Raw genomic sequence first — 12082 nt, 5'->3', positions numbered from 1 at the left:
CTAAAGTCCTGTTTTCGACTATCTGTTGAAATAAACCAGCGTGCGAGCACCGTTTTTAAGGATGAATTTCGTAATGCCGGCATTTGTCGGTTCATTGAGATTAACAAGATTTCCGATATTTAAGAACAGATCGAGAATCAGTTTGATCGTAAAGCCGTGGCTGACGACAAGGACGTTTTCATCAGGATGTTTATCCGTCAATTCATTGAAGAATTGCTGCAATCTTTCTTTGACTTCGTCATAGGTTTCTCCGCCGGTAACTTCCCATGAATTCGGAAGAAGATTTTCTGAAGCATCGAAAAATTCACTGTATCTTTCAAGGATGTCTTGCCAATACATGCCGTCCCACATGCCGTAATCGAATTCTTTAAGCCGCGAATCAAACGTAATGTTTTGATTTGGAGCAATGATCCCGGCCGTTTCTCCGGCACGAAGTAGGGGACTTGAATAAACTGCAGAAAATACTGCGCCTTCTTCTTCAAGGTGCTTTTTGGTATTTTGAGCCTGAGTTCGACCGAGTTCGGTCAACGGCGTATCGATTTGCGCGCCTTGCCAGATTCCCTTGGCATTGGCCTGACTTTGACCATGGCGAACAAGATAAATCACAGTCATAAATAGTTCCTCCGTTAAATTCGTTAATTCAACTTAATCATTTTGAATATCAAAAGTCAAGCAAAAAAGAGCCCGAAAATTCGGGCTCCGCGTCAATTATTCAAGGGGTTTCCATGTCCAGTTTTCGACTTCCGGAAGATCTGCGCCCTCGTCTCTGATATATTGATTGTGTTTGGCAATGATGCTGTCCATCTCAGCAGCGATCTGACCATATTTGTCAGCATCCGGCAGATTCAAGACAACGTCTTTGACAAGATCGAAACGATCCATCTGATTTAAAACGCGCATGTCAAACGGTGTCGTGATGTCACCGTTTTCGCGGTAGCCGTGAATCATGACGTTGTGGTTGTGACGATCGAAGAACAGGTCGCGAACGAGACCTTCATAGCCGTGGAAGGCAAAGAGAATCGGCTTATCTTTCGTGAAGAAGGCATCAAATTCTTCGTCGCTCAAACCGCGAGGATCATGTTTTGGCGATCGTAATTTGAGCAGATCGACGATGTTGATGAAACGAATCTTCAAATCAGGCAGCTTTTCGTGCAGAATCGAAACGGCAGCCAATGATTCAAGGTTCGGTTCGGTTCCGCAAGCAGCAATGACGACGTCAGGTTCAGCATTGTGATCCGTCGAAGCCCAATCGATGATTTTGAGACCCTTGTCAACAAGTTCTTTGGCTTCAGCGGCCGTATAGAATTGCGGACGCGGATGCTTGGAAGAAACGATCAGATTGATTTTTTCGCGATCGTTCAGGACTTTGTCAAAAACAGCGAGCAAGGTGTTGGCATCGGCCGGCAAATATTCGCGGATAAATTCAGGCTTTTTATCTGCCAAGTGTCCCAAAATTCCAGGGTCCTGGTGCGTATAGCCGTTGTGATCCTGTTGGAACACGGTTGACGTCGAAACGACGTTGAGTGAAGGAATTTCGCTGCGCCAAGGCTGTCCCTTTGCTTTCCTGAGCCATTTGAAATGCTGCGTCAGCATTGAATCGACAACGCGCAGAAAAGCTTCATACGATGCGAAGAAACCGTGGCGACCGGTCAAGACGTAGCCTTCAAGGAAACCTTCATCCTGGTGTTCGGACAGCTGCGAATCAATGACGCGACCAGAATGTGCCAAAAATTCGTCATTTGGTTCTTTGATATCTTGCATCCATTGACGTTTTGTTTCGTCAAAAATCGGTGCCAAGCGGTTAGACATTGTTTCGTCAGGTCCAAAAATTCTGAAGTTGCGATTTTTGGCGTTAAGCTCGATTACGCGTTCGAGGTATTTGCCAAGAACGGTCATGTCTTGAGCGACAGTCTTTCCGTGCTCTGCATTTTCCAAAGCAAATTCTCTGAAGTCAGGAAGGATAAGATCGCGAATCAGGTTGCCGGGGTTCGTGTGCGGGTTTGCCGCCATGCGCTTGTCGCCTTTTGGAGCGATTTCGGCAAATTCAGGCTTCAGCTTGCCGCTTTCGTCAAATAGTTCTTCCGGACGGTAGCTCTTGAGCCAAGCGACCAGTTTGTCGGCATGCTCCATGTCGTTTTGGTCAACCGGGATTGGAATCTGGTGAGCTCTGAATGAGCCTTCGATCGGCTTGCCGTCCCATTCCTTCGGACCCGTCCAGCCCTTTGGCGCACGGAAGATGATCATTGGCCATGTCGGCAGCGAATCATCACCGGTTTCTCTTGCATGCTTTTGAATCGCCTTGATTTCTTCGATTGCTTCGTCCATTGCCCGGGCAAGTTCCGGATGGAGTTTTTCAGGGTCTTCTCCTTCAACGATAATCGGATGCCATCCGAGACCTTCGAAGTACTTCGTCAGCGTTTCGTTTGATTCGCGCGAAAGGATCGTCGGGTTCGAAATCTTGAAGCCGTTCAGGTCAAGAATCGGCAAAACGGCCCCGTCATGAATCGGATTAATGAACTTGTTTGACTGCCAGGAAGTTGCCAACGGTCCAGTTTCTGCTTCACCGTCGCCGACGACGGCTGCTGCAATCAAATCGGGGTTGTCAAGGATGGCGCCCGTAGCGTGTGAAAGCGAATATCCGAGTTCCCCGCCTTCATGAATGGATCCCGGCGTCTCTGGAGCAGCGTGAGAAGCAACGCCGCCAGGGAACGAGAAACGCTTGAAGAGCTTCTTCATGCCTTCTTCATCTTCAGTGATTTCAGGGTAGATTTCAGTATAGCTTCCGTCAAGGTAGGAATTTGAAACCATTACTTGTCCGCCGTGACCAGGACCTTCGATGTAAAGCATGTTCAGGTCATATTTGTTGATGACGCGGTTAAGGTGTGCATAGATGAAGTTTTGTCCGGCAATTGTGCCCCAGTGTCCGATTGGCTTTGCCTTGACGTCGGATGATTCAAGCGTACGTCTCAGCAGCGGATTGTCTTTCAAATAAAGCTGCCCCACCGAAATATAGTTGGCAGCGCGCCAGTAAGCATCAAGTTTTGCGAAATATTCTTTTGATGAGTAATCTTTGGCCATGTTGACGATGACTCCTTTACGATTTGTCTTTATAGTTATATTCTATCAATTTTTTCTTTGGAGTCAACTAATTTGATAATTGGAACGGTCCAAAACAAGGTGTGGAAGCGAGCGGTCATGAGCCCGTACGCAAGCTTTGGACGACCGAAGGCGAGCTTGCCTCGTCTAGGGAGTCCTTGCTTGCGATAGGGGGAATGCGAGCTGGAACATGATTATGCAAGGTGTGGAAGCGAGCGGTCATGAGCCCGTACGCAACTGAATAATGATTAAAATCATTGCCGTGATGGCGCGAATTTTTCTTATTCTGGGCGGTGCACCGAGATTTTACTCAAATTTTACGGACAAAGTGCCCATTTTGGCCCGATTTGTCCGTAATCAAAACGCATTTTACGGACAAACTCCCAATTTTCATCGATTTGTCCGTAAACGGCAGTGATTTTGACAAATGCAGTGCTGCGCATCATCTGCTCAATTACTGCACCTGATCTCAGTTACGGGCAAAACGTTGATTTCTGAGATTTGCTCGTAATCTGAGGACACACTGCTTTGGCAAAGGTAACTGAGTAGAACATTTTCTCAATTTTGGATGATTTTGTTCTACTCTCAGGGCAGTGCGGGCCGAATTTGGAGTCAGCGGTAGAACATTTTTCAAAATTTTGGAGATTCTGTTCTACTTTCTGAGCCACGAGGGCCGAATTTGGAGTCAGTGGTAGAACATTTTCTCAATTTTGGATGATTTTGTTCTACTCTCAGGGCAGCGAGGGCCGAATTTGGAGTCAGTGGTAGAACATTTTCTCAAAATTTTGGAGATTTTGTTCTACTTTCTGAGCCGCGCGGGCCGAATTTGGAGTCAGCGGTAGAGCATTTTTTCAATTTTGGTGAATTTTGTTCTACTTTCGAGCCCGCACGCCCTGAATTTGGACCAGCCGGTAGACAAAAATCACATATTTTTCTCGGTTTTTGTCTACTTTCGAGCCCGCACGAGCCGATTCAGACGTACTGCAGAGATTCCGACAAAGCAGGAGACTTTGAGACGATGTTTGATGACAGCGGCTCTGCATTTTAATGCGTTTTGAAAATTTTTGAATCCTTATCACGGAAGCTTTCTCGTTTCGTTGCCGTCCGCGCTTTATCCAAAGCATTGCATTATCAACGATAGAAAAGCGACCCGCCACTTGCCGTTTCGGACTTGGACGCGTCGCTAAAACAATATCTAATTTTCCACGCTGACGAACGTGTTGAATTTCAAGTAGCGGTAGTGGAACCTCATGCTGGAGAATTCGAACGGAGTACCGTTGTCAAGAAAGAAAATGCCTTCCATGATGCCGGCCGGCTCCGTATCTTTCAGACCAAGAAGTTCCTGGTCACGGGTTGTGGACGGCTCGGCAAAAACGGAGAGAAATGATTTGGTTACGGAAAGGTTTTGTTCGTTTTGCATATAGTTGAAGATTGAGCCGGAAATAATCTTGGGCGTGAGATCCGGCACGAGTTTGATGGGTATGTACCCCGTTTCGATCATGAAAGGCTCGTTTTCGAAGAGTCGCAACCGGACGATTTTGTAAACGAAATCTGTGGGTTTCAAGAAGAGGTCGCGCTGAAGTTCTTCAGTCGGCTTTTCAACTTCGAATTCGAGGACTTTGATTTGAGGCTTTTGACCGTTCATTTTGAAGTTGTCGGTGACTCCGAGATTCTTTCCTTCTTCATAGTTAAAAACTGATTCGTTTTTCAAATACAGGGGATTGATGAAGGTGCCTGACCCTCGCTTCTTGAAGATGATGCCATCGCTTGCCATGCGTGTCAATGCGCGTTTGATCGAACTGCGGCTGACTTCGTATTCAAGTGCCAGCGTGCGTTCGTCAGGGAGACGCATTTCCTTGAATTCGCCGGAGAAGATTCGTTTCTTGAGATCGGCGATGATTTGTTTATAGATGAGTTCTGCCATGGGAACACCTCTTTTCGCTTGAATCATACTTACTCAATTTAAGCATACTGTAGCGTTTTAAGCAAGAAAAGGTTAAAATGAAAGGGACGGGGAAAAACGTTTAGGAAATATTACTATTTTTCAGTAAATTTTAGTTACATTCCCGTCAATCTATAGTAAAATATAAAAGGAGAAATTTTAATTCCTGAACAGGAGGAAAGAATATGGCAGGTTTTAGTATTAGGCGGTGCCGGCTACATCGGTTCCCACACAGTTGATCGTCTGGTCGAACAAGGCCAAGACGTCGTCGTTGTTGACAGCCTGGTAACGGGGCACAGGGCAGCCGTTAGACCGGAGGCAAAGTTTTATCAAGGGGATTTGGCTGACAAGCCGTTCATGCGCAAAGTCTTTTCTGAAAATCCAGAGATTGATGCGGTGATTCATTTTGCTGCATTTTCATTGGTTGCAGAATCAATGAAGGATCCGTTGAAATATTTCGACAACAATACTGCCGGAATGGTCAAGCTGCTTGAAGTCATGCATGAATTCAACGTCAACTACATTGTCTTCTCATCAACGGCTGCAACGTACGGAATTCCCGAAAAGATGCCAATCAAAGAAGACGATCCGCAAAATCCGATCAATCCATACGGCGAAAGCAAGCTGATGATGGAAAAAATCATGCGTTGGGCGGATCAGGCATACGGTGTCAAATTCGTTGCTTTGCGCTATTTCAACGTTGCCGGTGCCAAGCCGGACGGCTCGATCGGCGAAGATCACCATCCTGAAACGCACTTGCTTCCGATTGTTTTGCAAGTTGCTCAAGGAAAGCGCGAAAAGCTTCAAATTTTCGGCAACGACTATAACACGCCTGATGGCACGAACGTTCGCGATTACGTTCATCCGTTCGATTTGGCGGATGCGCATATTTTGGCCGTCGACTATTTGCGCAAGGGCAATGAATCAAATGCCTTCAACCTTGGTTCTTCGACTGGATTTTCCAACCTTGAAATCGTTGAAGCTGCACGAGACGTTACGGGCAAACCGATTCCGGCCGAAATGGCACCTCGTCGCGGCGGTGATCCGGACTCGTTGATCGCATGCTCCGACAAGGCTCGCGAAGTTTTGGGATGGAAACCGCAATTTGACGATATTCACAAGATCATCGAAACGGCCTGGGCATGGCATTCCACGCATCCGAACGGCTACGATGACAAATAATAATTAAAAATGCAGTGCTTTGAATCGTCACGTGGCGGAACGAAGCCCTGCATTTTTTAATGTCATTTTGTTTTTGAACTTTGCTCTGCAACGCAGGGAAAAATCTGCTTTGTTTCATATGCTGTGAAACGAAGCTCTGCATTTTTCAGCATGCAAAAACTTCTGAATCTTGATCTGCAACCGTGCATGGAAAGAAACATAATCAGACCAATTTCATCAATGGTTGCGCCTCTTCTGACCCAATCGGCAGGAAGGCCAGTCCGACGGCTTCCTCGTCAATCGTCAGACGGTAGTCGTCTTGCAATGAAGGGATGATGCTGCTGAGTTTGTTAAGCTGTTCTGATTCAAAACGCGCAAATGAGAAGTTTCTGTGCGAGCGTAATCTGTTTTCGAGATCGATGCTGAAGATTACGTCGAGGAAATGGCCGTTTCCGTTTGACATTCTCCACTCTTTGCTTTTGCTTGAACGCGATTCGCGTTTTTCAATAACCGTATCATTCATAATAAATTGACCTCCTTGATTTGCTTATGGATATACCATACTCTTGAAAAAAGAGAATTGCAAGCGTTTAATTGTAAAAAATAAGCAAATAATTAAAAATAGGTGTTTATAATGCTTATATAAGCACAAAACCCATAAGGATATGCAAAAATAAGGATTGAAACCGGAATATACCAATTTGTTATGATAAAAAAATATTAATTTATTTGATTGCAAGCGCTTTTATTTTCGGACTTGATGAGATAAAATAAAAAGGTAGGAAAAAGCATCTGGAGGGAAAAAGCATGGATATCATAAAAAAAGAACTCGATAGCTACGATGGTCATAAGGTAACGAAAATTACGCTTATCAACGATAACGGCGTTGAAATTTCGTGCCTGACGATGGGCGCAATCTGGCAAGAATTTCTTGTTCCGGCTGGAAATTCCAAAAAGAACATGCTCTTGGGGTTTGAACATACTGAAGAGTATTATAAGAATGAGCAATGCGTCTGCAAATCGATCGGACGCGTCGGCGGTCGAATTGCCAATGCTAAGTGCGTCATCAACGGCAAGCAGGTTTCTCTTCCTGCAAATGATCATGGAAATACGCTTCACGGCGGCTTCCATGGATTTACTGAATGGAATTGGAACTACACGACTTCACAGAATAAAAACAGCGTGAGCGTCATTTTCCAAAAGAAAATCACGGAAGAAATGGATGGTTTCCCAGGTGATATTTTGGCAACTATTATTTACACGTTGAACAATAATAACAAAGTAACGATTGCATACAGTGCTTTGGGCGGGGAAGTCGACACGCTCTTTAACCCAACGATGCACGTTTACTTCAATCCGAGCGATCGACCCGATTTGAGCACGCTTTCTCTAAAAATCAACAGCCACGAATTTCTTGATCTTGGCGAGAACAACATTCCGACGGGACGCATTCGCGAAGTGGAAGGAACGCCATGTGATTTCAGAGACTTCAGAAATCTTAAGGATGCTGATGAAGAAAAAGGCGGGTTTGACGATGTTTTCGTTGTAAACGAACCGGGACACGCAGCTTTGCCGATTGCCGTCTTGCGCGATGAGGAAAGCGGCCGTCAGATTACGATCAATTCTGAAAGAAACGGTCTTGTAATGTATACGATGCCAGAACTTGATGCCGAAATGCGCTTTACCCGCGATAAGGGTGCGCTTGCCAAGCCTGGGGAAGGCGTTGCGCTTGAAGCTCAGACTCTTCCGGACGCAATCAATCAGGAAAACTTCGGTGACATCATCTTGCCACGTCAAGGAAAGCGCACGTATCGGATTCAGTATGCGTATGACAAGATAAAGTAAGGGTGTGAAGACCAGCCGCCTAACAAGGCGGTAGATAAGGAGGGGCGCTCATGACACCGTACGCAAGATTTGGACAACCGAAGGCCACAACTGAATGATGATTTTAAATCCGTGCCAGTGATGGCGCGGATTTTTTATTCGTTCTGGGTGGTGCACCGAGATTTCACTCAAAATTTACGGACAAAGCCGGCTTTTTGGAACATCTGTCCGTAAAACAAGGTCCGAAACACCTTAATTTTTACGGATAACCGGCCGTTTTTGACCATTTTGTCCGTAATCGCCATTTTTCGAGCAGGCCATTTACGGACAAACGGCCCATTTTCATCGATGTGTCCGTAAATGACAATGATTTTGCCAAATGCAGTGCTGCTCATCACCTGCTCAATCGCTGCACCTGACCTCGGTTACGGGCAAAACGTTGATTTCTGAGATTTGCCCGTAATCTGAGTCCAAACTGCTTTGGCGAAGGTAACCGAGTAGAATATTTTTTCAATTTTTCGAGATTTTGTTCTACTTTCAGGGCAGCTCGGGCCGAATTTGGACTAGCCGGTAGACAAAAATCAGACGTTTCACCGGTTTTTGTCTACTTTCGGAACCGTGCTCCCCAATTTCAGAGTGTCCGGTAGACAAAAATCACACATTTATCCCGTTTTTTGTCTACTTTCGGTTTCGCACGCCCCGAATTTGGAGAGTCCGGTAGACAAAAATGAGGCATTTGTCCTGTTTTTTGCCTACTTTTGGTTCCGCACGCCCTGAATTTGGACCCAGCCAGTAGACAAAAATCAGACATTCACCCCGGTTTTTGTCTACTCGCGTGACCAGATTCGACGCGCGCACACAAAATCAGAGTCTGCCTCATCAAAACCAGCCCTCATTTCTGTCTTTCTCTAAATTCTTAAATATAGTAAAATTGACGTATCGACTTGTTGTTGCTGGAATATTTAGGGAGGTATTTCCTTTGAACTTATGGAATAAATTTTTGGAAAACGTCCGCTTGAGACGTTTCGTCGTCTTACTTGGGATTATCGGAATCCTGTACGTTTCACGAAGCATCATCAGCGTGATTTTGCTGACGTTCATCTTCACGTTTTTGATCACGCGCCTGATAATGTCGATTCATCGACACGTCAAAATTCCGTCACAGCTGATTGTGATTGCCGTATATCTGGCGCTGATCGGACTAATATATTTGGCAGTGACCGTTTACGTGCCGAAACTGATCAGTCAGTCGGAAGCGATGGTTGCTTCAGTGCTTCAGTTTTACCAAAATCCTCCAAAAGGGGCAAATGAGGTCATCAACTTCATCAGCGGATACGTTGGCAAGCTTGACGTCATGAATCAGGTCAAAGGAAGTTTTGGAATCGTGATGAAGTATGTTACGAGCATTGGTTCGATGGGATTCACGCTGTTCATGTCACTTCTTTTGAGTTTCTTCTTTACGATTGAGGAACGTCAGATGGCGGAATTTTCGAAAAGCTTTTTGACGAGCGGACCGTTTGCATGGATTTTCCAGGATATTTATTATTTTGCAAAGATTTTCGTGAATACGTTCGGCGTCGTGATGGAAGCGCAGTTCATGATAGCAATCATAAATACAGTGATTACGACCACATTTCTCGGATTCATGAAGATGCCGCAGCTTTTCAGTTTGAGCCTGATGATTTTCGTGCTCAGTCTGGTTCCCGTTGCCGGCGTTATCGTTTCTGCAGTTCCGCTTTGCTTCATTGGCTATACCGTTGGCGGTTTAAGAGATGTTTTTTACATCATTATTTTGTTGATCGTGGTTCATGCAATCGAGTCTTACGTGCTTAATCCGAAACTGATGTCCAGCCGAACCGAATTGCCGATTTTTTACACGTTCGTCGTTTTGTTCATTTCGGAACATCTTTTTGGAACGTGGGGCTTGATCGTCGGCATCCCGATTTTCACGTTCATGCTTGATGTTTTAGGAGTTAAACCCGTTCACACGAAACACAATAAACTTGAAAAATTAAGAAAGCAGGAAAAACAAAATGAACAAGGATGAGTTTTTAAGCGAATATGCCGTTGACAGACGCAACACTTGCTGCGTCAAGTGGGATGATTTAAAAGAAAGCTTCGGCGAAGATGGCTTATTGCCTTTTTGGATTGCTGATACGGAATTCAAGATTCCGAAACAGGCTCAAAAGGCGTTGGAAGAACGCGTCAAGCATGGTGTTTTCGGTTATTCGCTGACACCGAAGGAATATTATGAAGCATACATGAATTGGCAAAAGAAACGTTACGGCACTGAACTTCATCAAGAGTGGATGCGCTTCGGTTCGGGCGTTGTTCAGTCAATCAGCACATTTGTGCAAATTTTGACGCAGCCAGGGGATTCCGTAATGATTCTGCAACCGGTCTACAATCCGTTTGCTGAAGTTGTCAAAAATACCGGACGCAGGCTCGTTGTTTCTGAGCTTAAAAACGAAAACGAGGTTTACTCGCTCGATTTGGCGGACATGGAACGAAAAATCGGTGAAGAAAATGTCAAATTATTGATTTTCTGTAGTCCTCACAATCCTGTCGGAAGAGTCTGGAGCGCAGAAGAACTCGAAGAAATGCTTGAGCTTTGCAGAAACAAGCAGGTCCGCGTGATTTTTGACGAGATTCATCACGATCTGATTGTCGGGAAAAAACCGTTCGTGTCCGGACTTTCAATCAGAGACGGTTATTATCGCGACAATCTCGTCGTGCTTGATTCGACTTCAAAAACATTCAACATGGCGGCCTTTGACAACAGTCACGTGATCGTGCCGAATCCGCAGATCATGAGAAAGTACGATCGTTTTGTCGAAATGCAGAAAACGCCGAATGGAAATCTGCTTGGAAAAGTTGCCGGGGAGGCCGCTTACCGGAACGGTGAAGAATGGCTTGAAGGCTTGCTCGAAGTCGTGCGCTCAAACTATGCATACGTCAAGGAGCAATTAAGGTCTGCATTTCCTGAAATCATCTGTTCAGAACTCGAGGGAACATATCTCATGTGGATCAATCTTGAACCGGTCGTTTCAAGCGCAGACGTTGAGGACGTCATCAAGCGCGATGCAAAACTTGCCGTTGATTTTGGCGATTGGTTCGGAAAAGGCGGGGCAGGACACATCAGATTCAATTTGGCAACGACGCCTGAAAACGTCAAAAAGGCGACTGAAGCCATGATTTCTGCAATCAGACGCTATAAGCAACAATAATTTTTGTAAAAAGCTACCAATTTTCGCGTTTTCAGTGTAAAATATGGTTGTATCATATTCTAAGAAAGAGGTTTGTACTAAATGGCAAAATTAGTATTTATCCGTCACGGTCAAAGTGAATGGAACTTGAAGAACTTGTTCACTGGCTGGGTTGACGTTAATTTGAGCGAAAAAGGCGAACAAGAAGCAAAAGAAGCAGGTCGCAAGCTTAAAGAAGCTGGCATCGAATTTGACCAAGCTTACACGTCAGTTTTGACGCGTGCTATCAAGACGCTTCACTTCGCACTTGAAGAATCAGGCCAACTTTGGGTTCCTGAAACAAAGACATGGCGTTTGAACGAACGTCATTACGGCGCATTGCAAGGCCAAAACAAGGCTGAAGCAGCTGAAAAGTTCGGTGAAGAACAAGTTCACATCTGGCGTCGTTCATACGATGTATTGCCTCCGCTCTTGAGCGCAGACGATGAAGGTTCTGCAGCAAACGATCGTCGTTATGCAAACCTTGACCCACGCATCATTCCTGGTGGCGAAAACTTGAAGGTTACGTTGGAACGCGTTATCCCATTCTGGGAAGATCATATCGCTCCAGATTTGTTGGCCGGCAAGAACGTTATCGTTGCTGCACACGGCAACTCATTGCGTGCTTTGACGAAGTACATCGAACAAATCTCTGACGAAGACATCATGAACGTTGAAATGGCAACTGGTCAACCAGTTGTTTACGACTTGGATGACAAGTTGAACATCGTTTCAAAGGAAAAGCTTTAAGATAAAGCCTTTCGATAAAGCCTTTCGATAAAAGCGTGATCTCCTGAGTGAGGACCACGCTTTT

General features: G+C 45.3%; 10 protein-coding genes. 5 read left to right on the top strand and 5 right to left on the bottom strand.

What is annotated here, in order from left to right:
• Positions 1-18 precede the first annotated feature (18 nt).
• The 4 genes from LRC_RS09055 to LRC_RS09040 all read right to left on the bottom strand — a co-directional run bounded on the left by LRC_RS09055 (position 19) and on the right by LRC_RS09040 (position 5020).
• Positions 19-612: a histidine phosphatase family protein gene (locus LRC_RS09055; protein WP_014074129.1), complete on the bottom strand. Its 594-nt coding sequence runs from the start codon at positions 610-612 to the stop codon at positions 19-21.
• A 96-nt stretch (positions 613-708) separates the two neighbouring features.
• Complete coding sequence (locus tag LRC_RS09050; protein ID WP_014074128.1) at positions 709-3078, bottom strand: phosphoketolase family protein; 2370 nt, start codon at positions 3076-3078, stop codon at positions 709-711.
• Positions 3079-3413: 335 nt separating this feature from the next.
• Entirely contained in the window at positions 3414-3542 is a 129-nt protein-coding gene (locus tag LRC_RS12070; protein WP_258414305.1) for a hypothetical protein, read from the bottom strand.
• Between the two features lie 749 nt (positions 3543-4291).
• The gene (locus LRC_RS09040) at positions 4292-5020 is read right to left on the bottom strand and encodes a GntR family transcriptional regulator (protein ID WP_041820153.1); all 729 of its coding nucleotides are present in this window, start codon (positions 5018-5020) and stop codon (positions 4292-4294) included.
• A gap of 201 nt (positions 5021-5221) precedes the next feature.
• Here LRC_RS09040 and galE point away from each other — a divergent pair, with 201 nt between their 5' ends.
• Positions 5222-6220 (top strand): UDP-glucose 4-epimerase GalE, encoded by a 999-nt coding sequence (gene galE, locus LRC_RS09035; RefSeq protein WP_041820150.1) that lies wholly within the window; start codon positions 5222-5224, stop codon positions 6218-6220.
• A gap of 202 nt (positions 6221-6422) precedes the next feature.
• Here galE and LRC_RS09030 read toward each other — a convergent pair whose 3' ends face one another.
• Positions 6423-6722, bottom strand: coding sequence for a hypothetical protein (locus LRC_RS09030; RefSeq protein WP_003695014.1), 300 nt, complete (start codon positions 6720-6722; stop codon positions 6423-6425).
• 284 nt (positions 6723-7006) lie between these two features.
• Here LRC_RS09030 and LRC_RS09025 point away from each other — a divergent pair, with 284 nt between their 5' ends.
• The 4 genes from LRC_RS09025 (at position 7007) to LRC_RS09005 (ending at position 12018) form a co-directional block, all read left to right on the top strand.
• The gene (locus LRC_RS09025; RefSeq protein ID WP_014074126.1) at positions 7007-8044 is read left to right on the top strand and encodes an aldose epimerase family protein; all 1038 of its coding nucleotides are present in this window, start codon (positions 7007-7009) and stop codon (positions 8042-8044) included.
• Between the two features lie 958 nt (positions 8045-9002).
• Positions 9003-10070, top strand: coding sequence for an AI-2E family transporter (locus tag LRC_RS09015; RefSeq protein WP_014074124.1), 1068 nt, complete (start codon positions 9003-9005; stop codon positions 10068-10070).
• Positions 10057-11250 (top strand): MalY/PatB family protein, encoded by a 1194-nt coding sequence (locus LRC_RS09010; RefSeq protein WP_014074123.1) that lies wholly within the window; start codon positions 10057-10059, stop codon positions 11248-11250. The genes LRC_RS09015 and LRC_RS09010 overlap by 14 nt, the downstream gene beginning before the upstream one ends.
• Before the next feature lie 81 nt (positions 11251-11331).
• A complete protein-coding gene (locus LRC_RS09005; protein WP_014074122.1) occupies positions 11332-12018 on the top strand; it encodes a 2,3-diphosphoglycerate-dependent phosphoglycerate mutase in 687 nt (228 codons plus the stop codon).
• The last annotated feature ends 64 nt before the right edge of the window (positions 12019-12082 follow it).

Origin of the sequence: Ligilactobacillus ruminis ATCC 27782 (assembly GCF_000224985.1) — a bacterium.
In the GTDB taxonomy this organism is placed as follows: domain Bacteria; phylum Bacillota; class Bacilli; order Lactobacillales; family Lactobacillaceae; genus Ligilactobacillus; species Ligilactobacillus ruminis.
The sequence above is the reverse complement of the archived record's forward strand: the minus strand, read 5'-3'. Positions and strand labels throughout refer to the sequence as shown.